The following is a 22537-nucleotide window of genomic DNA, read 5'->3' on the forward strand; positions in this document are numbered from 1 at the left end:
CAACGGGTCAACTCCCTCGATAGGTCGAATAGCCGTACGGGCTGAGCAGCAGGGGTACGTGCAGGTGACGCCAGGCGTCGGTGACCACGAACACCACCGACACCTCGGGGAAGAACGCCCCGAGACCGAGATAGCCGGCGGTGTCGAAGCAGAGCCGGTACGTCCCCCTGGCCCAACACCGCGTCGGCACCCAGTCGCGCAGCCTCCCGTCGGTGTCGGTACGCCCCGTGGCCACGTCGATCCACCTGTCGCCGGCCCAGCGGTGCAGGCGGACCAGCACTCCGTGGGCCGGTTCACCACGGGCGGTGTCGAGGACGTGCGTGGAGAGGCTCACTCGGTCAGCAGCCTGGTCAGTCGCAGTACCGTGATCCGGGTCAGCTCCGCCCGGACCACCTCCCGTTCGGTCGCGCTGTCATTGCCGAGCCGGGACCTGGCGGCGGCGAGGATCTCCTCGGACGACCGCCCGTTCGCGAAGATCAGGAAAAGGTGCCCGAACCGGTCCTCGTAGGCGTGGTTGACCTCGCGCAGGGCGCTCCGGACCGCCTCGTCGCTGTCGACGACGCGTGCCTGCTCACGCCGGGACCAGACCGCGTCGCGTTCGGCACCGTCGGCCCGCTGCCCGATCCGGGGATGCGCCGCCAGTGCCTGGGCGACATCGGGCCAGGGCAACCCGGCGAGCTGGTCCGAAGCGGTGCGCAGAAGCGCCTGTTGGTCGGCGTAGGGACGGAAGGCGGCAACGGCCCGCGCCCAGGACGGCGACGCGCAGCAGGCCGACAGTGCCCGCTCGGCGTCGGTCGCCGGCAGTGCGTTGAACCATGTCAGCCGCTGATCCACCGGACCTCCCTCCACCCTGGGGTGGCGGTAGTCAAGCAGCGCCCTGGGCCGGCGAGCATTGGGCGGGCGAACCGAACTTGAAACATTACCGCCCTACGGTCTCTGGAGCTTCCTCCAAGGCAAGGAGTTGTCGATGCGTCTCAACGACCTCCTTGGCCAGGCCGATCTCAAGCTGACGATGCTCAGCGGACACAGCCAGGGTGGGCGCGTCATCCAGCAGTTCTTCACCACCGACCTGCTCGATCCGAGCCGCTACCTCTCCGGCGGCGAGGTGGTGCTCACCGGTCTCATGTGGCGTCGTACCCCGAAGGATTCCGAGGTGTTCGCGACGGCCGTCGCGCGGGCGGGCGTGAGCGCGGTGGGAGCCGGCGCGGCCGCGTTCGGAGGCGTTCCGGTCGATGTCGTCGAGGCGTGCTCCCGTCACGACGTCCCCGTGTTCGAGGTGCCCGTCGAAGTGTCCTTCACCGCCATCAGCGATGCCATCGGCGCGGCCCTGCGGGCCGAGAAGGCCAACGGTCTGGCGGCGATCGTCCACCGGCACCGCGGCCTGATCGCCGCCCTGACCGAGGACGCGCACCTCGCTGACCTGCTGCCGTCGGCCGCCGCCGACATCTCGTGCTGGGTCCTGTCGCCGACCGGTCGGCTTGTCGCGGGCACCTCCCCGATCGCCGACGACCTGCGCGCCCGCCTGGCGCGTACGTTCCTGACCGCGCCCCAGTTGCCACACGTCCTCGGGGTGGCGCGCAACCGGCGGTACACGCTCTTCGCCGCCGGCGCCCATCCCGGTCGGCGTCTCGGCGCCTGGTTGTTCGCGTGTTCGGGCGACGCGACGACCTGGAACTCCGACCGCCGGCAGGCCGTCGACGGTCTGCTCACCCTGCTCACCCTCGAACGTGCGCACCTCGACCGGCAGCTCCGGGTGGAGCGGCGCCTCGCCGCGCTCCTGCTGGAGCCGCTCGTCAGCGGTACCGCACCCGCGGAGATCGCGGCCCGTCTCAAGGCGTGCCGCCTCGACCCGGACGCCACCTTCGTCGTCCTCACCGCCGGGACCACCGCCGGTCCGCCCGACGAGCTGGCGCTCACCGTCGTCGAGGAGCTCGTCCGCCCGCTGGCGCCGGCGGCCGCCATCGCGGCCGTCGGTGCCGAGGTGCACGCGGTGATCCCCGTCGACCCCCGGCCCGACGGCGACGCCGCGACCCACGAAGCCGGCCCGGCCGACGGCGACACCGCTACCACCGGAGTCGGTCCACCCGACATCGTCGAGCGGATCCGCCAATCGACGCGGGCGCTGACTCCCGGGCTGCGGGGCGAACGGTTCGTCACCGGGCTCAGTGCCCCGGCGCACCAGGTCGCGGCGTTGGGCAGAGCCGTCGAGGAGGCACGCCACGCCTACTGGTACGCCCTGACCGGGGACGATCAGGTCGAGGTGGTCTCCAGCGGGGAGTTGTCCTCCCACGCGCTGCTGCTGGCCAGCGTGCCGGTCGAGGCCCGGCGGGCCTTCCACCGGAGACTGCTGCACCCCCTCACCGAGTACGACCGGTCGCACGACGCCCGCCTCGTGCACACCCTCGACATGTTCCTGCACTGCGACGGGTCGTGGACCCGCACGGCGAAGGCGCTGCACGTCCACGTCAACACGTTGCGGTACCGCATCCAACGCATCGAACAGCTCACCGGCCGCAAGCTGCACCGCTTCGACGACCGCGTCGACCTGTACCTCGCCCTGGAACTGCAGCGCCACTGATTCCGGAACCGGGTCACCGGCGAGGCTGTGCGAACCCCCAACATCCGGCTTCGCCGGAACGCCGGCGTTCGTGTCCTGAGCCAATGGGCCGGAACGTCGCGCACTGCTGGGATGGCTGGCAGGTGAACCGACCCGGGTTCGCAGGACGGGGTGTGGGCGGTGGATCTGAACACGGTGCGGGCGGTGGTGCCGGCCGCGACCGCGGGTCCGTGGCAGCCGGGGGACGCATGGCTGGCCGGTGGCACGTACCTGTTCTCGCAACCGCACCGGCACCTGCGTCGGCTCCGCGACCTGGCGGGCGCGGGCTGGCCCGCGCTGACCCGCACACCGCGCGGTCTGGACATCGCCGCGACCTGCACGATCGCCGAGTTGGCGCGCTGCGCGGCGTCGCCCCGGACCGCACAGCGGGAGCTGATCCGAGGATGCTGCGAGGCGTTCCTGGCCTCCTTCAAGATCTGGAACACGGCAACCGTGGGTGGGAACGTCTGTACGGCCCTGCCGGCCGGTCCGATGATCTCGCTCGGTGCGGCACTGGACGGAACCTGCCTGGTCATCGCAGCCGGTGGCGGCCGGCGCGAGCTTCCGGTCGCCGAGTTCGTCACGGGCGTGGGCACGACCGCTCTCGTACCCGGTGAGTTTCTGCGGTCGATGACCCTGCCCGCCGCCACGCTGCGCTGCCGGACCGCGTTCCGCAAGGGATCGTTGTCTCCCCTGGGTCGCTCGGCCGCGCTGCTGGTCGGCCGCACCGATCCGGCCGACGGGTCGTTCGTGCTGACCGTGACCGCGTCGACGGTACGGCCGGTGCAGCTGCGCTTCGACGCCGTGCCGTCGGCCGGGACGCTACGGGAGTCCGTCACGGACGGTATCCCCGACGACCTGTACGTCGACGACGTGCACGGCCTGCCGGTCTGGCGACGACAGCTCACCCTGCTGTTCGCCGAGCAGATCCGCACCGAACTCGCCGGAGGGAGCACGCGATGACCGGACCCATCGTGGTCGACGGGGAGGCCTGCCCGACAGCGCCGCGGCCCGGTCAGTGCCTGCGCACGTACCTGCGCGAGCGAGGCCGGTTCGGGGTGAAGAAGGGCTGCGACGCGGGCGACTGCGGTGCCTGCACGGTACACGTCGACGGGCAGCCCGTACACAGTTGCGTGTTCCCGGCGGTCCGGGCGTCGGGACGTCGGGTGACCACGATCGGTGGTCTCGCCAGCCGGGCGGGACTGCATCCGGTGCAGCAGCGTTTCCTGGACGCGCAGGGCTTCCAGTGCGGCTTCTGCACCGCCGGGTTCATCATGACGGCCGTGGCGTTGGACGAGGACCAGCGTCACTCGTTGCCACAGGCCCTGAAGGGCAACCTCTGCCGCTGCACCGGCTACCGCGCCGTCGAGGACGCGATCCAGGGCGTCCGCCACGTCGAAGCGGCCGGCTCGGGCGCGACGCTGGGGGTGAACGTCCCGGCACCGGCCGGACCGGACGTGGTCACCGGCACCGCCCGGTACACCTTCGACGTGGACGTGCCCGGCCTGCTGCACCTGAAGGTGCTGCGCTCACCCCATCCGCACGCACGGATCCTGTCCATCGACGCCAGCGCCGCCCTCGCCCTGCCGGGCGTGCACGCGGTGCTCACCCACGCGGACGTCCCCGACCGGCTCTACTCCACCGCCCAGCACGAGCAGACCGGCGACGACCCGGCCGACACGCGCCTCCTCGACGACGTGGTGCGCCACGTGGGCCAACGGGTCGCGGCCGTCGTCGCCGACACGGAGGCCGCCGCAGAGGAGGGTTGTCAGCGCGTCGTGGTCCGCTACCAGGTGCTGCCGACGGTCACCGAACCGGAGGAGGCCATGTCGCCGGGTGCGCCGGCCCTGCACGCCGACAAGGGTCCCGAGGCCGGCATCGCCCGCTCGGGCGACAACGTGGTGGCCGAAATCCACGCCGAGGTCGGCGATGTCGCCGCCGGACTGGCCGGGGCCGACGTCGTCTACGAGCAGACGTTCCGCACCCAGCGGGTGCAGCACGCCAGTCTGGAGACGCACGGAGCGCTGGCCTACGTCGACGACGACGGGCGCGTTGTCGTCCGCTCCAGCACCCAGACCCCGTTCCTGACCCGCCGCGCGCTGTGTCGACTGTTCGACCTGCCCGCCAACCGGGTACGGGTGATCGCCGGTCGCGTCGGTGGTGGCTTCGGCGGCAAGCAGGAGATGCTCGTGGAGGATCTCGTCGTCCTCGCCACACTGCGGACCGGCCGACCGGTGAAGCTCGAACACACCCGTGCGGAGCAGTTCACCGCCACCACCACCCGCCACCCTTTCACCGTCCGGGTGACGGCGGGCGCGCGCCGCGACGGCACCCTCACCGGCCTCCGGTTGCGGGTCGTCTCCAACACCGGCGCGTACGGCAACCACGGGCCCGGTGTGCTGTTCCACGGCTGCCACGAGTCACTGTCGGTGTACCGGTGCCCGAACAAGCGGGTGGACGGTTACGCGGTCTACACCAACACGGTCCCCGCCGGCGCGTTCCGCGGCTACGGCCTCGGTCAGGTCAGCTTCGCCGTCGAATCGGCCCTCGACGAACTGGCCCGCCGCCTCGACCTCGACCCGGTCAGCTTCCGCGCCCGCAACGTCGTACGGCCCGGCGAGGCACTGGTGGCTCCGGCCGGCCCCGACGAGGACCTGACCATCGGCAGCTACGGGCTGGACCAGTGCCTGGACGTCGTCGCCGCGGCGCAGCGGGAGCCGGGGCCGCCCGCCCCGCCGGGCTGGCTCACCGGACACGGCATGGCGGTGTCGATGATCGCCACGGCACCGCCCGGCGGGCACCACGCGGACGCCCGCGTCACCCTGCTCCCGGACGGACGCTACGAGGTGGCCGTCGGCAGCGCGGAGTTCGGCAACGGCAGCACCACCGTGCATCAGCAGCTCGCCGCCGCGACGCTCGGCACCACACCCGAGCGGGTCGGCATCCGCCAGTCCGACACCGACCTGGTCGGCCACGACACCGGGGCGTTCGCCTCCACCGGCACGATCGTCGCGGGCACTGCTGTACGGCGGGCCAGCGCGGCGCTCGGCGAACGGTTGCGCACCCTCGCGTCCGCGCACAGCGGCGTACCCGTCGCGCGGTGCCGGCTCGGCCCCGACGCGGTCGACTGCGCCGGTGTGCGGCTGCCCCTACGGGAGCTGTGGGAACTCGCCCGAGCGGCCAACCAGCCAGTGGTCGCCGACGGTCGGTGCGCGGGCACGCCACGGTCGGTGGCGTTCAACACGCACTGGTTCCGCGTCGCGGTCGACCCGGAGACAGGCGAGGTCCGCATCATGCGCAGCGTGCACGCCGCCGACGCCGGCACGGTCGTCAACCCGATGCAGTGCCGGGGCCAGGTCGAGGGCGGCGTCGCGCAGGCGATCGGTGCCGCCCTGCACGAGGAGGTACGCGTCGACGCCAGCGGAGCGGTCACCACCGCCGCGTTTCGCGACTACCACCTGCCGACCTTCGCCGACATCCCGCGTACCGAGATCCACTTCGCGCGGACCAGCGACACCGTCGGGCCGCTCGGCGCGAAGTCGATGAGCGAGAGCCCCTTCAACCCCGTCGCCCCCGCGCTGGCGAACGCGCTGCGGGACGCCACCGGCATCCGCTTCACCGATCTGCCCCTCACCGCCGACCGGGTCTGGCTCGCACTCGACGAGCAGCGCCGGAGTATCTGAGCACGGCGAAACCAGGTACGTTACTCGCCATTCACGGCGACTGATTTGATCTAGGGCGCTCGCTCGTGAGGAGTACCGGAGCAGCGCATCCGCCAACAGTTCGAATGAGGAGTGTCAGTTGCGTTCCCTACCTGTCCGCGCGGTCCTGGCCACGGCCGCCGCCACACTTGTCGTACTCGGCGTCGCGCCGAGTCCGGCGCACGCCGCGGAGACCGAGGTGCAGATCCTCGGATTCAACGACTTCCACGGCCGCCTGGAGGCCCCCACCGCGGGGGTCGGTGGCGCGGCCCAGATGGCCGGCATGATCAAGCAGTTGCGCGCGGCCAACGCCAACACTCTGCTTCTGTCCGCTGGCGACAGCATCGGCGCGTCCCCGTTCATCTCGCTGGTGCAGAAGGACGAGCCCACGATCGACTTCCTCAAGACGATCGGCGTCGACGCGTCGAGCATCGGCAACCACGAACTCGACCGCGGCTTCGACGACCTCAACGACCGGGTCATCCCCCGCGCCGGCTTCCCGCACCTCGCGGCCAACGTCTACCGGGGTGCCGAGCCGGCTCCCGGCCGGCTGGAGGAATCCGCGGTGCTGACCGTCGGCGGCGTCCGGATCGGCGTCGTCGGGGCGGTTACCGTCGAGACGCCGTCCCTGGTCTCACCGGCCGGAATCCGGGGGTTGGAGTTCAAGGATCCGACCACGGAGGCGAACCGCGTCGCGGCGAAGCTGAAGGCCGACGCTGATGTGGACGCCATCGTGCTCCTGGTGCACGAGGGGTCCGAGGCGAGCGGCACGGACGCCACCGCGTGCGCCAGCGTGGCGGACCCGAAGACCCCGTTCGGCAAGATCGTGACCGGCGCCAGCGCCGACATCAACGTGATCATCTCGGGGCACACCCATGTCCCGTACAACTGCGCGTACGACGTCCCCAAGCTGGGGCACAAGCGGCCGGTGCTGCAGACCGGCCGGTATGGTGACGCCCTGGACCAGATCAAGCTGACCATCACCGACGGCACGGTGACCGCCGCCGAGGGGGCCATCCTGCCGATCAAGGGCTATCCGGCGGACCCGGAGGTCGCGCAGCTCGTGGCCGAAGCCAAGGCCGAGGCCGACGTCCAGGGCAAGGTCAAGATCGGCGAGATCACCGCCGACATCACGCGCGCCGTCACCGCCGAAGGGGAAGAGGACCGCGGCAACGAGTCGACCCTCGGCAACTTCATCGCGGACGTCCAGTTGGAGGCCACCAAGGCCGCCAACCGGGGCGGGGCGCAGATCGCCCTGATGAACCCGGGTGGCCTGCGCGCCGACTTCGTCAAGGGCCCGGACGGCACCGTCACCTTCGCCGACGCCGCCACCGTCCAGCCGTTCGCCAACGACGTGATCACCAAGTCGTACACCGGCAAGGAGATCAAGGCGGCGCTGGAGCAGCAGTGGCAACCAGCGGGCGCGTCGCGTCCCTTCCTGCACCTGGGCGTCTCGAAGGGCTTCAGCTACGTCTACGACCCGAACGGATCCACCGGTAACCGGGTCATCGCCGACCGCATCTTCCTCAACGGCACGGTCATCGACCCGAACGGCACCTACCGGGTGACGGTCAACTCGTTCCTCGCCGCCGGTGGGGACAACTTCGCTGCCCTCGCCGACGGCGACGACCAGTTCGCCACCGGCGACAACGACCTCACCGTGCTGGTCGACTACTTCGGGGCGAAGTCGCCGGTCACCGCCGACACCGTGGAACGGGCGTACACCGTCGGTCAGCCGGGTGCCCCGGTCGCCGGTGGCGGCCCGACCGGCAGCCCGAGCGCCAGCCCCGGCAACGGCGGCGGGGCCGGCGGCGGCCCCGGCCTGCCGATCACCGGCGCGAACGTACTCACGATCGTGGGCGCCGGCATCGTCCTGCTGCTGGCGGGCGTCGTGGCGCTTCTCGTGGCCCGGCGTCGACGGATCCGCCTCAGCGCCGAGTGATGGGGAGCTGATCACCTGTCTTCTCCGGGAGCCGCGGAAGGCTCCCGGAGAAGACGATCGGCGAGATCAGTGGACCGCCCGGCGGCAGGGTCACCGCGTCGCCTCGCTCGGGAGCTGGTGGCGGCGGATCAACCGCTGACCGATGAAGGTCCGCCAGACCCGGTCGGCGACAGTCGGTTCGACGATCCAGAGTCGCCGCTGCGCGTCGGCGAGGGTGAGCGGCGCGGTGAAGAGATCCAGGAACAGTCGGCTGCTGCGGTTGAGCGCGAACACCAGGCCGTCGGCCCGGCGGAACAGGTGCCGGTCCGCCGGCAGCTCGCCGGGCGAGCCGTCCTGCTCGTCGGAACGGATCCGCCGGTACGCCTCCCAGACCTGCTCGTCGTCGCGGTCCACGAAAGTGCCGTTGGCGAGGAACTGGGTCTGGTCGTCGGTGTCGTGCCGGACCCGGTCATGGGCGAGCACGCCGCGCACCGCCGTGCCGTAGCGGTCGTGGTAGAAGAACGTGTGCGGGGTGTCGGTGCTGCCCAGCCACGGGCGGTGGAAGTGCCCGGGGTTGAGGTCGGCCTTGGCCTGGGCGATCTCGGCCTGCGCCGCCTCGGTCACCGGCTCGTCGTACTGCAGCATCCGGACGATGTCCGAGCCCTCCACCGGTCGCACGTTGGTGATGCCGAACCGCTCCGGCTCCTTGGCGACGATCGCGCCCGGGGTCAGCATGAAGTCGCCGAGCCCGCCGAGGGTCCACAGATCCGGGTTGTCGCGCAGGAACGTGATGCTGTCCAGCGCCTCCTCGCGGGTCTCGGTGGGAAAACCGGTGAAGCCCATCATCTGTACGCCGATGTTGGCCTTGGTCATCGCGGTCATGGTGCGGCGTACCTGCTCCGGCTTGGTGCCCTTGTCGATCAGGTCGAGGATGCGCTGGTTCCCGGACTCGAAGCCGACCGAGATGGCCACGCAGCCGCTGCGGCGCAACAGCTCGCACCGCTCGTCGGACCAGTACTTCTCCAACCGGATCTCGGCGCCCCAGCGGAAGTCCAGACCCTGCTCGACGGCCCGCTCGGCGAAGCGCAGGATGGTCGCGGGAGCGAGCACGTCCACCGAGAAGTAGATGAACTTGGCGAACTTCGACAGTTCGGTGACGTCCGCGATCATCGTGTCCACGGTGTCCTGCCGCCACGGGCTGGTGGGTCCGTCGGTGTTCAGGCCGTAGTCGCAGAACGTGCACTTGTTCCAGTAGCAACCCCGGGTCGGCGAGTAGTAGACGAACCTCTCCGGGCTGAGGTAGAGATCCCAGGGCAGGCCGGAGAAGTCCGGGACCGGCACCTGCGCCAGGCGTTCGTAGCGCAGGGGCAGCTGACGCTGGCGGCCGTACTTCGGGTGCAGGCGGACGTTGGGGTGCCCGGCCGGCAGGGTGCCGGTCGCCACCGCGTCCAGGATCTCCGTGTACGCGCTCTCCCCCTCGCCGACCACTATCGCGTCGAAGTCCGCCAGCACCTGGAAGACGTACTCCGGTTTGCTGGCGCACTTCCAGACGTCGGAGATCTCGGTGCCGCCGGCGATGAGGAAGACGTCCGGGCACGCTCTGCGGACGAGTCGGGCGATCCAGAGCGCGAACGGCAGTTGCCACTGGTAGGTGGCACTGATCCCGATCACCTGGTTACCGCCGGCGGCGAGTCGCGGAATCAGCACGTCCTCGTAGTACGGCTGGAAGGGCCGGTTGAGCCGCCCGAGCAGCGTCTCGTCGGTCAGCGCGGCCACCGAGCCGATCGAGATCATCGGCGGCGGGTGCAGCCGGAAGCCGGCGTGGAACTGCCCGGGGAAACCGACCGCGCCGAGCGTGTCCATCCAGGAGATGACGCCCTCTACGGCGTCCTGGTAGTGCCGGTAGTCGTAGAACAGGGTGGGATCCTGCAACACCCCGATCGACCGGCGCAACCGTTCCGGATCGGGTTCGGGCAGGTTGAGCAGGTTCGCCCGGGCCATCAGCGCGTCCGGGCCGCTGAGGTCGTCGACCGAGAGCCGGGACAACTCCCGCTGCAGCCACTCGTACGCGGCCGGCGTGTACGAGTGGTGGAACGCCTCGATGTTGGCGTCGATGATCTCCGCCGGTCGGTGCCCCTGCGCCCGGGCGTACGAGTCGAGGTAGTTCAGGGAGTGGTATCCCGAGGTGGGATCGGTCAACGGAGGGTAGATCAGTGCCGCCTTGACGGTGCCGCTCATCGATTCCTCCTCAGCCGACCCGGGCCGCTGAACCGGCCAGGGTGTCCTCCGGCGCGGGCTGCGCCACGTCCGGCAGCCGCCCAGCGCCGAACGCCTTGACGTACGCGACCAGTGGTTCGGCGGCGTACCGGAACGCCATCAGGTCGACGAAACCCCGGTCCCATGCCGCCGCTTCGAGCCCGTCGGTGTCGCAGCCCCACAGCGCGGCGAAGCACGCGTCGACGACCTCGGTCCGGAAGTGCAGCCGACCACCCGGGCGACGGTGCCCGGTCGTACGCGGGACGAGGGTTTCGTTCAGCGACGCGGCGGTGGCCGCCACCTGCCGTGCCGCGGCGAGCAGCGCCGGGGTGCGCAGCGGCGCCGCGACCATCCACAGCGCCAGGCTGCGGTGCGGCGTGGTGCCGAACGCCCGCACCAACACCCGCAGCACCGCCTCGCGGTCGTCGAGGCTCCGCTCCCGGTCGGTGAGCCAGTCGTGCCCGCTCGGCAGTACGCTGCCCAGTCCTCGGCCGCGGGCCACCTCGTAGGCGCGCTCCTCGGCGGCCGGGTCGGCGATGTCGACACCGGCCAGCCCGGCCAGTACCCCCCGTCGGTGCCAGGCCGGCTCCTCGGGGTGCAGCAGCATCAGCACCGCGGCGGCCTCCCGGTCGCTGACCCAGTGCCCACCGGTCGACTCCCCCGCGAACCGGGACCGCCAACTGTCGAGAAAGCGGGTGTGCAGGTTGTCGATCGATTGATCACCGGGGTGCGCGGGACACAGCTCGGGGGCGTCGTCCGCCGCCATCGACAGCAGCAGGCGCGCGTCGGCGCTCTTGGCGTCCCAGGGGTCGCGCCGGTGCCAGGTCACGAACCGGTCCACCACGGCAGCCAGCTCGGGTGGCACGGTGCGCTCCAACGCCCGGTAGGACCGCCGCCGGAAGGGCAGGTCCCGAGCGGCGTCCAGCAGCAGCACGGCCTCGGCGTCGCTCAGCACTCCGCCGGCGACGGCGCGGCGCAGCTGGACCCGGATGTTCACCAGCGGCTCACTCAACGTGCGGTGCCCCTCCTCGGCGGGTCCGTGCACCACCGCCACCTCGTCGTCGCCGGTCACGACGCCGTCGCGGTAGAGCTGGAAGACCTCACCCACGCCCCGCATCCCGAACGGCCACAACTCCGCGGCGCGCAACGCGCCCATGCTGGCGGCACCGGCCACGGTCACCCCACGGTCGAGCAGGTCGAGGATCTCCCGGTGGCGAACCGGCGGGTGTTGCAGGAAGAACCCGTCGACGACGAGGACCCGGTCGCCGGCGACGACGTCCAGGCGGAGCAGGTCACCGTGCGCGATGGGCGGCAGCACCACCGCGTCGGGCAGCAACCGGCCGACCTCGTCGATCGGCAGGCTCGGACCGATGAAGACGACGTCAGTCACGGGGCACTCCCGGTCGGGTACTCAGGGCCCGCTCGTCGAACATCCGCAGGCCGGGGGCGAACACCTTGCTCACCGCGATGCCGATGTCGTCGTGCGTCAGGTCGACGCTGAACGGCTCGACGCCGGTGATCCGCTGCACGCGGGACGCCAGCTCACGCAGCACCTCGGTCACGTCTCCGGCGGGCGGGAGGTCCCGGCGGACCGGTCGGACGGGCCGGTCGACGGTCGGGGGCGGCACCGGCGGCGCGCCGACGTCGTGGTACGCGGTGGCGTCGATGTCGTCGCGGGCTCCGGAGACCATGACCAGCCGTGACTGGGCGGCCTCCGACATGGCCCGACCGACGGCGATCTGCGGGTCCACGTGGCAGCCGAAGCCGCCGAAGGTGACCGGCAGGTCCGGAGACCAGATCGAGGCGGCGTAGCAGGGCACGCCGATCGCGTTGGTGATGTCGCAGACCTCCACCCAGCAGCCGGCCTGCAGCAGCGCGTCGTACACCGTCCGGGTCATCGCGTTGGTGGCGGTGCCCGGGTCGGCGTAGGTGCGCTCGGCCAACGGGGAGGTGCAGTACGGGGCGATGCAGTCGCGTTCGACGACCTCCAACAGGGCGTGCAGGCTGGCCTCGGCGAAGGTGTTGCCGGTGGCCAGCCCGTTGCTGCTCGGGGTGAACAGCGCGCGGTCCCAGCCCCTGCGGATGGTGAAGTCGAGTTCGATGGTGGCACGCGGCACCAGGCACTGCGCACCGGTCACCAGCCCACGACCGGCCACCCAGTCGAGGTCGACGGCAGGGGTCAGGGGCGACCGCTCGGCCAGGTGCAGCCACCGCACGTCGTACGGCAGGTCGAGCGCCGCGGCCGGGGACCGGACGACGGTCCCCGGCCGGAGGTTCTCGGCGTGCCAGGACTCGATGCTCTCCATCACCGCGCTGACCCGGGACTGCGTCGCCGTGGCACCGGTGCCGACGCTCACCGCCATGGTGGCGCCGACCGGCCGGTAGGCGACGTGCACCGGAAGGCCGATCTCGTCGAGGCGGGTGATGTCGGCGACCCGGGTGATCCGGAACCGGTCGAGCATCCCACCGACCCGTTCCCAGGTCTGCTCCACGCTGGCCGTCCGGTAGGTGCCGGATCGGAAGGCGATGGTCTCGGTCGTGTCAGTCATCGAGGCTCCCGGCGGTGGTGGGGAACTCAGAGGATGAGGACAGCGATGATGTTGACGTTGTTGTCGGCGATCGGGGCCACGCCGCCGGCGACCGTCTCCAACTCGGCCTCGGTCAGCTCGTTGAGGTCGACCAGCGGCACCTCGGGCACGTGCAGGATGTGCAGGCCGGGCGTGCCGGCCCAGTCGGCGACGATCTGCTCCTTGGTGTAGAGCGTGGCGGGCTGGGCGCGGTCGACCTCGACGCGGGCACCGGGCTCGACCGGCAGGCCGGCCGCCGTGGCGTACGCGGTCGGGTCGGCGAGGAGGCGTTGCAGTTCCTCGTCGCTGCGCCACACCGCGGTAACCAGCTCCGAATACTTGGTCACGAACCTCGCGCCGAATTCCTGTCCGTCGTTGCTCATCGTTTGGTCCTCTCCTGGGGAACGCTGCGGGGGTCGGGCGGTGATTTCTGTGTGGAGAACGCTAAGAAGATCGAGGTTCGGCAATCAAGCATTTCGTGTTACTGCCATCAGAATCTGCCGCATGGACCAACGGGCGGCAGACATCGGTGTCAGGTGCAGCAGCACGGGCAGCAGCAGGCGCAGCTGGAGTCCAGGCCGGCGACGACGCTGTCCAGCTCGTCCTCCGCCAGCTCCGCCTGGGCCACCGGCAGCAGCGACGGCACGAAGAGCACGAAGGTGCCGGTGGCGGCTGCCGACTCCCACGACTCGACCTGCACCTCCAGGTCGGGGTCGGCGTCGGCGACGTCCCGGACCACCCGGACCTGCACGTCCTCGGGCAGCTCAAGTCCGTAGCCGGCGAGGAACCCACGCGGGTCCCGGTCGAGTGCCTGCTCCTTGACCGGGTCGGCCCAGACCTCGGCGACCAACCGGCTGTACGCGGCCACGAAGACCGCTCGATCGACAGGTGTCACGCCCCTGCTCCCTTCGATGATCGGCCGCCGGCGCGGGGTTTCCGGGCCGCCGGTTTCGCTTCATCGTGGGCCACCGGCAGATCCGGTCTGCGCCGCGAGCGGGGATTTCATCGAATGTGGCCGCGAATAGGCCGCCCTGCGGCGAAAGCCGGGTAATTGGGAATCAGTGGCGTACGGCGGATTGCGATTCTAGAGACTGTCATCACTGTGAACAAGTAGTAATTCCTCGCCTGTTACCGATCCGGTGGCACACCTAGGCTGCGATCAACGGATCGCCCGTCCTGTCGGCGGTCCGACGGGGTGCCATGTTCCGCCACCGATTGCTGCCGGAGGCCACCGTGACCATCGACGAGGTGACGACGACGCCCGGCGGCCCGGCCGGGTACAGCGTGGAGGAACTCGCCCGCAAGGTCGGGATGTCGCCTCGCAACATCCGCGCCCACCAGGCCCGGCGGCTACTGCCTCCACCGGTGCGGCACGGCCGGGCCGCCCTCTACGACGACTCCCACGTCCGTCGGCTGGACGCGATCCTCGCCCTGCAACGGCAGGGCTTCAACCTGGTCTCCATCGAGGCGATGCTCGGGGTCCGGGCGAGCGACGAGGCACCCGACGGACTGACCGCGATGCTGCAACGACTCACCGCCGACCGTCCTGCGCTGGCCCACGCGCTGACCCGGCACGGAGTGATCGGACGGACCACCGACGGCTCCGTCCGCACCGTCCGGCCACGCCCGTTGCGCGCCGCGCTGGACCTGCATCGGGTACGGGTGGGCACGGTGCCGGCACTGCAGACCCTCAGCGAGGTGCTGGACAGCCTCCGGCCGGTCGCCGACGAGTTGGTCGCCGCCGTCACCGCCCGACTGCTGGCCCTCGCGCCGGAGCTGGTCCGCAGTGGCGCCGGCGCGTCCTGGGCCGACCTCGACCGCGAGACCCTGTTACTGAGCCAGGGTGTGGTCAACGTGCTCACCGAGGCGTTCCGGCTCGCTGCCGAGAACCAGGCGGAGACGCACGTGGCGGAGTTGCTGGAGAACCACCTCGACACGGACGTGCACCTGGAGGACGGTTCGGTCATCGACAACGGCTGACCGAGCCCCTCAGCTCGTCGCGGGCTGCCCGTCCGGCTGCCGGTTCTCCGCCACGGCGCCGGACCGGTCCGGCTCGGTCAACAGTTGTCGTCGCGCCAGCCGGCGGAACAGCCCTTCGGGTTGGTCGATCAACTCGTCGTAGCTGCCCCGCTGCACGATCCGCCCGCCGTCGAGGACGACGATGGTGTCCGCCGCGCGGACCGTGGACAGCCGGTGCGCGATGACCACCCGGGTCGCGGCCAGGGTGGCGGTGCTGCGGGTGACGACCTCCTGGGTCCGGTTGTCCAGGGCGCTGGTCGCCTCGTCGAGGAAGATGATCCGGGGCCGAGGAGCCAGCGCGCGGGCGATCAGCACCCGCTGGCGCTGCCCGACGGAGAGCGTCCCGCCACCGAAGGGCACCATCGTGCTCATCCCCATCGGTAGGGCCTCCAGATCGTCGGCGAGGCCGGCCATCCGCGCCGCCTCCCAGACCTGGTCCAGCGGGAAACTGCCCGCGCCACAGATGTTGTCCCGCACCGAGCCGGCGAAGAGCTGGCCGTCCTGCAGAACCACCCCGCACTGCCGGCGGACCGCGTGCACGTCGAGTTCGGAGAGGTCCTGGCCGTCGTAGAGGACGGCGCCCTGCTGCTGGCGTTCGAAACCGAGCAGCAGCCGCAGCAGTGTGGATTTCCCGCAGCCGCTCGGCCCGACGATGGCGACGAACTCCCCCGGACGGACGTGCAGGTCGATGTCGACGAGCACCGGCGGCTCGTCCGGCTGGTAGGCGAAGGTGACCCGGTGCAGCGCGATCTCGCCACGCAGCTCGCCCGGGTCCACCTTGTCCGGCCGCGCCTCGGGGTCGGCGCGCAGGATGTCGTTCAGGCTGCGCAGCCGGGGCACTGCCGCGATCACCTCGACCCCGGCCGACACCAGCACCAGCAGTGCGCCGAGCAGCATCGCGAAGCCGACGTTGAGGATGAAGAAGTCGGCCGGCGGGATCCGGCCGGCCAGCGGCCCCATCAGCACGGCGAACAGGACCAGTTGACCCGCGATCGGCAGCACGGTGGCGAAGGCGACCAGACCCGCCTGGCTCTGCCGGACCCGTTGCAGCGCCGCCCGGGCCGCCGCGGCCACCTCCGACCAGCGGGCGTGGGCGCGGGCCTCGGCAGCCGCTAGCTTGATCTTGACGATGCCACCGAGCAACTGGTTGGTCATCGCCGCCGCGCGGTGCTCCGCCGGCAGCGCGGACCGTTGCTGGCGCACGATCAACACGGCGAACCCGCCGAAGGTGAGCAGGGTGACGGCGACGATCCCCGCCCCCCACAGCCCGAGCACGGGTTCGACCACGAGGAGCATGCCGAGGGTCACCGCGACGGTCGCCGCCGCCGAGACGAGCTGTGGCAGCAACGCGCTCAGCGCCTCACCGACGAACGAGATTCCCAACATCGAATTGGCGATCTCACCGCTGCTGCGGCCGGTGAAGAACCGAGCCGGGAGGCGTAGGAGCCGATCCCAGATCGCCAACTGCGCGCCGGACTGCAACCGGCCGTCCAACCGCAGCAGCCGTAGGTTCTGCACCACACCGACCAGCCCGGCGACCACCGCGGCGCTGAGCATCAGGGCGACGAAACCGACCAGGCCGTCCACCTCACCCTGCCGGGCCAACTGGCCGAGCACCTCGCCGGTGGTCAGCGGCACCCCCAGGCCGAGCAGCGCCACGCAGGCGGCGGCGAACAGCAGGCCCCGCACGTCGCGGCCCGCGCCGACGAGACCGGCCCGCAGCAGGTGACGCATCCGAGCGGTCTGCGGTAACGGCGCCTGCACCTGGGTCGCCTCGACGGCGAACGTCGCGGCCACGGTCGCGTTGATCGGACTGTACGCCCGGGTGTCCGGGTCGACCTGGTGGTAGCGACGTCGACGAAACACCAGCGGTGCCGCGACGGCATGCTCCGGGTCGTCGTCGGCCCGCCACCCCACCAGGGGCCCAAGGTCCCGCCGCCACCACAGGTCCGGTAGTCGCACCTCACGCAGGAACAGGCTGGACGCTCGGGCCACCGCGTGCACCGCGGCCCGGTCGCCCAGCACCGCGCGGCTGCGGTCGGCCGGCTCGTTGACCGGGCTGCCCATCCCCTCGGTGACCACCCGGACCACCGAGGCGGCCCGCCCGTACCGGTCGAAGCCGGCCTCGGTGTCCGGCATCGGAACCACGCCGCCCGCGCCGATCACCCCGATCGACCGGCGGGCCGCCGCGGCGAGCACCGCGGCGTCGACCTGCCGCCGCCGCTCCACGGCCCTCAGCAGGGCAGCGTCAGCCTCCTCGATCCGGCTCTCCACCATGCGCAGGAGCCGGGCCACGTGCTGGTCGACCGCCGACCGGAGCTGACCGGCGACCAGCAGGTCCCAGCTGCCGTGGCTCTCCACCGCGCAGGCCGACTCGGCCACCACCCAGTCACGCTCGGCGATCAGCAGCAGTTCGTGTTCCCCCGACATCTCCACCGGGCCGCCGTCGTTGCGTCGTAGCTGTCCACCGGCGCTACGCAGCCACCAGGCACCGCCGGTGGAGGTGAGGGCACTCCCCTGCGCCAACGAGACGATCTCGCGCCCGCGCAGGGTGGACGCCTCCCGGGGCGCCTGCCCGTGGCGCAACGCGTCGGCGATGGTGACCAGCACCAGGTCCATCGCCGCGACCATCTCCGTCGCGGCGGCCCGCGCCCGCGGCGACGGTCCCTCGTCCGCCGGCCGGCCGAGCCGAACGTGCCGCTGCAGCAGGGACAGGTGTCGCTGGGACAGCCCCCGCAACTCCCCGCCGGGCAACGGCACCAGGATCAACTGCCACGCACCGAGCGCGGTGGATGTCGGCACCAGGCCACCCGCCGGCAGACGGGCCACATGGTGGCGGCGTGACGGGCTCATCCCGGCGCGGCGCACCGCGAACAGGTCGGCCTCGCCGCCGGTCACCAGCCAGCCGGCCACCGGGCCGTTCAGGCGGCAGACCTGGCGTACGCCCTCGGCGCAGTAGCCGATCAGGCCGCCGGCCGGGTCCTCCTGCACCGCGCCGCTCATCAGCGTCTCCTCGGATCGTCGTGGTCACTGGTCCCGGACCAGCCGCGCGTACGCCCCGTCCCGGGCGACCAGTTGCTCGTGGGTGCCGCGCTCCACCTCCCGACCGCCGTCCAACACGACGATCAGGTCACAGTCGCGGACCGTGGACAGGCGGTGGGCCACGATGAGGCAGGTCGCCCCCCGCCGGCGCAGATGCATGTCGATCCGGCGTTCGGTCTCGGCGTCCAGCGCGCTGGTGGCCTCGTCGAGGACCAGCACCCGGGGGTTGCGGACGAGCGCGCGGGCGATCTCGAGTCGCTGCCGCTGGCCACCGGAGAAGTTGCGGGCGTTCTCCCGTACCGGACTTGCCAGGCCGCCCGGGCGGGCCGCGACATCGTCGTAGAGGCACGCGTCGGTCAGCGCGGTGACGACGTCCTCGTCGGCGACGGTGAGGTCCCACATGGTGACGTTGTCCCGGACCGTCCCCTCGAAGAGCCGCTGGTCCTGGTCCACCATGGCGACCGTGGCCGCCCAGAGGCCGTCGTCCGTGCCCGGCCGGTCGAGGCCGTCCACGGTGACCCGGCCGTTCCACGGACGGTAGAGCCCGGCGACCAACCGGCCCACCGTCGACTTGCCACTGCCCGACCGCCCGACGAGCGCCACCCGGGCGCCCGGCGGCAGGTCCAGGCTGAAGTCCTCCAGCAGTGGGCGACCCAGCGGGTTGTAGCCGAAGGTGACCTTCTCGATGCGCAGATGCCCCTCCATCGGCGCCAACGGTCGGGCGGGTCGTTCCTCGGCGGACGGCAGAGGGTATCGCTCCACGTCACGCAGCCGGTTGAGGTCGGCGCTCATGTCCTGCAGCCGCGAGCCCAGCGCGGTGAGGTTGCCCAACGGTCGGTTCATCGCGACGGCCAGGCTCTGCATGGCGACCAGCACGCCGACCGTCATCGCCTCCGCCACGACCTGCCGGCTGCCCAACCCGAGCAGCACCGCGGTGGTCCCCGAGGCGAGGAACGCGGGCAGGACGGAGAGCACCGCGGTGGGCACCCCCAGCCGCTGCTGGCGGGAGGCGACGGTGGCGTGCCGCGCCGCGAACCGGGCCACCGCCCGCTCCTCCTCGCCGCCGGCCTTCACCGTCTCGATCAGCTGGACCGTGGTGTACACGGTGGTCACCAGCTTGCTGCGGTCCGCCTGGAGTCCGGCGACGGCGGTCGACCGGGTCGAGGCGACGTACCGCAGCACGCTGACGTTCAACCCGGCGAGGACCACCGCGCACAGTCCGAGCAGCAGGTCGTACTGACAGAGCAGCGCCCCGTACGCCAACACCAGGCCGGTGTCCACCACTGTGGTGGCCGCGCGGCGGGTGAGCACCTCGGCGACCACGTCGTTGCCGCGGACCCGCTGGCCGAGGTCGGCGGCCTGCCGCTGGTCGAAGAACGACGGCGGCAGCCGCAGCAGATGTCGGAAGAACCGGGCGGCGCTGGCGAGCGCGAGCGCCGTCTCCGCGCGTACGGTCAGGCGTTGCTGGAGCAGGCTGGCCAGGAAGGTCAGCACGGTGGCCACCGCCACCGCCGCCACCAGGCCGGCGAACGCGGCCCGGTCCTCCTGCAGCAGCACCCGGTCGACGAAGACCTGGGCCAGCACCGGGATGGTCAGGCCGACCACGGCGATCAGCAGTCCGAGCAGCAGCATCTGCGCGATCGCCGTCCCCGGGCCGCGCCACCGCTGGGCCAGCGCCCGGACCAGTCGGTAGCGGGTGCCGCCCGCACGGAACTCCGGCCCGGGTTGCATGGTGAGCACGATGCCGGTGAAGGCGCCGTCGAACTCCTCCCAGCTCACCGCACGGGGGCCGGTGGCCGGGTCGTTGATGAAGACCTTGCGACCGAGCCCCTCCAACACCACGAAGTGCTCGAACCGCCAGAACAGCACCGCCGGCAGTGCCACCGTGGCCAGGCCGGCGAGGTCCATCTGGAAGCCCTTGGCCACCATCCCGTACCGGCGGGCGCCCTTGAGTACGGTGGCCGCGGTGGAGCCGTCCCGGCTCACGCCGCACACCCGGCGCAACTCCTCCAGCGGCACGTGCCGGCCGTGGTGGGCGAGCAGGATTCCCAGCGCGGCGGCGCCGCACTCCACCGCCTCCATCTGGATCAGGGTGGGCGTGCGGACCCGTCGACGCCGGATCCGGGGCAGCTCCGGTGCGTTGGGGACCGCTGTCGACGGCGCGCTCATCGCCGCAGCAACCAGTCGATCGGGTGTTCCCGGTCCACTGTGAACCAGGCGGTGACCTCGCTGGCCGAGTTGAGCTGGAACGGCGGCGGAGTCTTCGTCCAGCGCAGACCGCCCGGGGCGGCCGGGTCCGGCTCCAGGGCGACGGTCACCCGGATCACGCTGCCGTGCGCCAGCAGCCGCCGCACGTCCGGCCCGGTGCCCAGGAAGGCGCGCAGCGACGCCTCGGTCTCCGGGAACGCGCCGACGGTGGCCACCTGACCGGCCAGGGTGCCGAACACGTTGCGCGGTGCCGCCGCGGCGGCCACCTCGACAGGTACTCCGGGTTGCAGCAGCGGGGCGGCGACGGCGGGCGCGTACACGACGGCCTGCAACGCGTCCCCCGCGGTGTCGAGCCGTTCCAGGTCGGCCAGGTGCGTACCGGGGGTGACGATCTCCCCCTCCGACACCAGCCAGGCCACGACGTACGCGTCACCCGGCGCGTTCTCCACCACCACCTTGCCGTCCATCGTGCGCAGGCTGTAGAGCGGAGTGCCCTTGGTGACCCGCTGGTGTGGGGATGCCCAGACCTTGGTGACCTGACCACTGTCGAGCGCGTCGAGGGCGGAGATCCCGTTGGAGTGGATCAGCACTCCGGCGGCCTCGACGGTGCGGGGGACCACGGTGCGTACCGACCAGACGCCCGCGGCGACCACGACGATGACCAGTGCGGCGGTGGCCAGCCAGTGCGGCACGGTGGTCAGCCGGACCGCCCGGTCCAACTGCTCGGGGGCCTCCAACTGGCGCAGCGCCTGCCGGCGGAACTTCATGGCCGACCCCCCGTCGCGGGCGGGCCGGCGGCGCGGCGCGAGCCGAGCAGGAAGTCGGCCACGCTCGGCTCGACCAGCGGATCGAGCCCGGACAACTCGGCGAAGGCCTGGGAGTCCCCGGCACCGAGGGCGCACGGCGCCAACTCCATGGCGGTGGCGACGAGGTACATCTGCTGGGTCAGCACACCCGCGTCCTTGAGAATCATGGCGTAGCTCATCCCTTCGTACTTCCACATCAGCCGCTGGACCCGGGCGGTGACCACCAGGACCGTCTGCGGTGGCCGGGGCATGGCGCCGGCCGCGCGGGCGTACGCCAGCAACCGGTCGGCGGCCGCCCCCCAGCCGGCGACCGGCTCCAACCGGTGCCCCACCGCGTCGTAGTGGTAGAGCCCGGGGTCGAGCCCGGCGCACCGCGCGACCAGCGGGTAGATCTCCAGCTCGTAGACCCCGCCGCCGCCCGGGTAGGGCCGATGACCGACCTCCTGCCCGCCGGCCTCGCCGACGGCGCTGGTGTGCTGCGACCGGTACAGGAACTCCGCCAGCCGCTCCAGCGGCAGCGGTGCCCCGTCGTCGTGTTCGCGCACGCTGCGCCGCTCCGCCACGACCTGACTGAAGGCGGGCTCCACCTTGGCGATCGTCGCCAGATCCGGCAGCGGCAGCTCGACCGCGCGGCCTCCGTCGTAGGGGCGGCGCAATGGTTGCGGTGCGAAGCGTTCCCGCATCCGGTAGGTACCCCCCACCGGCAGCGCGTGTCGGCCCGCCCGGGAGCGGTGGTGCAGCCGCAGTTCCTCGGGCGACCAGTAGGCCAGCGGCGCGTCGTCGCACTCCGCCTCGAACTCGGCTTCGGTGACCAGGATCCGGGCGGTGGCCAACTCGTCGAGCACCCGGCCGGCGGCCGCCGGTCGCACACCGAGCATGCGGGCTACCGTGTCGGGTCCGACGCCCGGTACGGCGGCGACCAGCACCGCGCCGAGGGCGACGTCGGCGCAGCCGACGGCCAGGGTGCTCAGCGGTGAGGCGGCAACCAACCTGCCCTGTTCGTGCTGGAGGGTGGCGAAGCGGGAGAGCCGGTGGCGGACCCCGGGAGTGTGCGGACGGCTCTCCGGCAGGCTGCCCCGACCCAGTCCGGTGGGCACCAGGTCGAGCAACGCCCGGTCGTCGACCTGGAGGCGGCGCTCCAGCCAGGAGTGGGCGAGCAGCCGGCGCAGCAGCAACTGCGCGGCCAGCACCCGGCTCTCCCCCTCCAGGCCGCTGATCAGCCGGCCGACCTCGACGTCGCTGACCCAGTCGGCGGCGAGTTGCAGAAGCAGTGCCCGCCGGCCCATGCCCGGTCGCTCCAGGGTGAGCTGGAAGCGGGTCTGCCGCAGGGTCAGCGAGCCGTCCTCGCCGAGCCCCAGTTCCGCGTCGCGGCGCAGCCGGTACGACTCCTGGATCGGCGGACCGCCGACGGAGCCGCTCAC

At 71.8% G+C, this 22537-nt stretch carries 16 protein-coding genes; 5 read left to right on the forward strand and 11 right to left on the reverse strand.

All coding sequences use genetic code 11. The features are described 5' to 3' along the window. Positions 1-7: 7 nt before the first annotated feature. Both uraH and uraD read right to left on the reverse strand, forming a co-directional pair. Positions 8-334, reverse strand: coding sequence for a hydroxyisourate hydrolase (gene uraH, locus O7614_RS21130; RefSeq protein ID WP_278140210.1), 327 nt, complete (start codon positions 332-334; stop codon positions 8-10). Beyond that, a complete protein-coding gene (gene uraD / locus O7614_RS21135; protein WP_278140211.1) occupies positions 331-834 on the reverse strand; it encodes a 2-oxo-4-hydroxy-4-carboxy-5-ureidoimidazoline decarboxylase in 504 nt (167 codons plus the stop codon). Before uraD ends, uraH begins: the two co-directional genes overlap by 4 nt. Positions 835-967: 133 nt before the next feature. Here uraD and O7614_RS21140 point away from each other — a divergent pair, with 133 nt between their 5' ends. The 4 genes from O7614_RS21140 (at position 968) to O7614_RS21155 (ending at position 8239) form a co-directional block, all read left to right on the forward strand. Next, on the forward strand, positions 968-2578 hold the full coding sequence (locus tag O7614_RS21140; RefSeq protein WP_278140212.1) for a helix-turn-helix domain-containing protein: 1611 nt from the start codon (positions 968-970) through the stop codon (positions 2576-2578). Positions 2579-2737: 159 nt separating this feature from the next. Next, entirely contained in the window at positions 2738-3559 is an 822-nt protein-coding gene (locus tag O7614_RS21145; protein ID WP_278140213.1) for an FAD binding domain-containing protein, read from the forward strand. Then, the gene (locus O7614_RS21150; RefSeq protein ID WP_278140214.1) at positions 3556-6279 is read left to right on the forward strand and encodes a molybdopterin cofactor-binding domain-containing protein; all 2724 of its coding nucleotides are present in this window, start codon (positions 3556-3558) and stop codon (positions 6277-6279) included. The genes O7614_RS21145 and O7614_RS21150 overlap by 4 nt, the downstream gene beginning before the upstream one ends. Before the next feature lie 118 nt (positions 6280-6397). Beyond that, a complete protein-coding gene (locus O7614_RS21155) occupies positions 6398-8239 on the forward strand; it encodes a bifunctional UDP-sugar hydrolase/5'-nucleotidase (RefSeq protein ID WP_278140215.1) in 1842 nt (613 codons plus the stop codon). Between the two features lie 90 nt (positions 8240-8329). Here O7614_RS21155 and O7614_RS21160 read toward each other — a convergent pair whose 3' ends face one another. The 5 genes from O7614_RS21160 to O7614_RS21180 form a co-directional block, all read right to left on the reverse strand. Next, positions 8330-10456 (reverse strand): radical SAM protein, encoded by a 2127-nt coding sequence (locus O7614_RS21160; protein WP_278140216.1) that lies wholly within the window; start codon positions 10454-10456, stop codon positions 8330-8332. A gap of 10 nt (positions 10457-10466) precedes the next feature. Further along, the gene (locus O7614_RS21165; RefSeq protein WP_278140217.1) at positions 10467-11864 is read right to left on the reverse strand and encodes a TfuA-like protein; all 1398 of its coding nucleotides are present in this window, start codon (positions 11862-11864) and stop codon (positions 10467-10469) included. Next, the gene (locus O7614_RS21170) at positions 11857-13023 is read right to left on the reverse strand and encodes a YcaO-like family protein (protein ID WP_278140218.1); all 1167 of its coding nucleotides are present in this window, start codon (positions 13021-13023) and stop codon (positions 11857-11859) included. The genes O7614_RS21165 and O7614_RS21170 overlap by 8 nt, the downstream gene beginning before the upstream one ends. 26 nt (positions 13024-13049) lie before the next feature. Beyond that, a complete protein-coding gene (locus tag O7614_RS21175) occupies positions 13050-13424 on the reverse strand; it encodes a class IIb bacteriocin, lactobin A/cerein 7B family (RefSeq protein WP_278140219.1) in 375 nt (124 codons plus the stop codon). Positions 13425-13573: 149 nt separating this feature from the next. Continuing rightward, positions 13574-13936 carry a hypothetical protein gene (locus O7614_RS21180; protein WP_278140220.1) on the reverse strand — a complete coding sequence of 121 codons (363 nt, stop codon included), beginning with the start codon at positions 13934-13936 and terminating at the stop codon, positions 13574-13576. A 305-nt stretch (positions 13937-14241) separates the two neighbouring features. Here O7614_RS21180 and O7614_RS21185 point away from each other — a divergent pair, with 305 nt between their 5' ends. Beyond that, entirely contained in the window at positions 14242-15021 is a 780-nt protein-coding gene (locus tag O7614_RS21185) for a MerR family transcriptional regulator (protein ID WP_278140221.1), read from the forward strand. Positions 15022-15030: 9 nt separating this feature from the next. Here the strand turns inward: O7614_RS21185 and O7614_RS21190 are convergent, their stop codons facing one another. From O7614_RS21190 to O7614_RS21205, 4 genes are read right to left on the reverse strand one after another with little or no spacing between them, the layout of a single operon-like run. After that, a complete protein-coding gene (locus O7614_RS21190; RefSeq protein ID WP_278140222.1) occupies positions 15031-18063 on the reverse strand; it encodes an ATP-binding cassette domain-containing protein in 3033 nt (1010 codons plus the stop codon). A gap of 24 nt (positions 18064-18087) precedes the next feature. Continuing rightward, positions 18088-20271: an NHLP family bacteriocin export ABC transporter peptidase/permease/ATPase subunit gene (locus O7614_RS21195; protein WP_278140223.1), complete on the reverse strand. Its 2184-nt coding sequence runs from the start codon at positions 20269-20271 to the stop codon at positions 18088-18090. Further along, positions 20268-21077, reverse strand: coding sequence for an HlyD family efflux transporter periplasmic adaptor subunit (locus O7614_RS21200; RefSeq protein WP_278140224.1), 810 nt, complete (start codon positions 21075-21077; stop codon positions 20268-20270). Before O7614_RS21200 ends, O7614_RS21195 begins: the two co-directional genes overlap by 4 nt. Continuing rightward, positions 21074-22537, reverse strand: a complete 1464-nt coding sequence (locus O7614_RS21205; protein WP_278140225.1) for a SagB family peptide dehydrogenase — start codon at positions 22535-22537, stop codon at positions 21074-21076. Before O7614_RS21205 ends, O7614_RS21200 begins: the two co-directional genes overlap by 4 nt.

This window comes from Micromonospora sp. WMMD961, from assembly GCF_029626145.1.
Lineage (GTDB): Bacteria > Actinomycetota > Actinomycetes > Mycobacteriales > Micromonosporaceae > Micromonospora.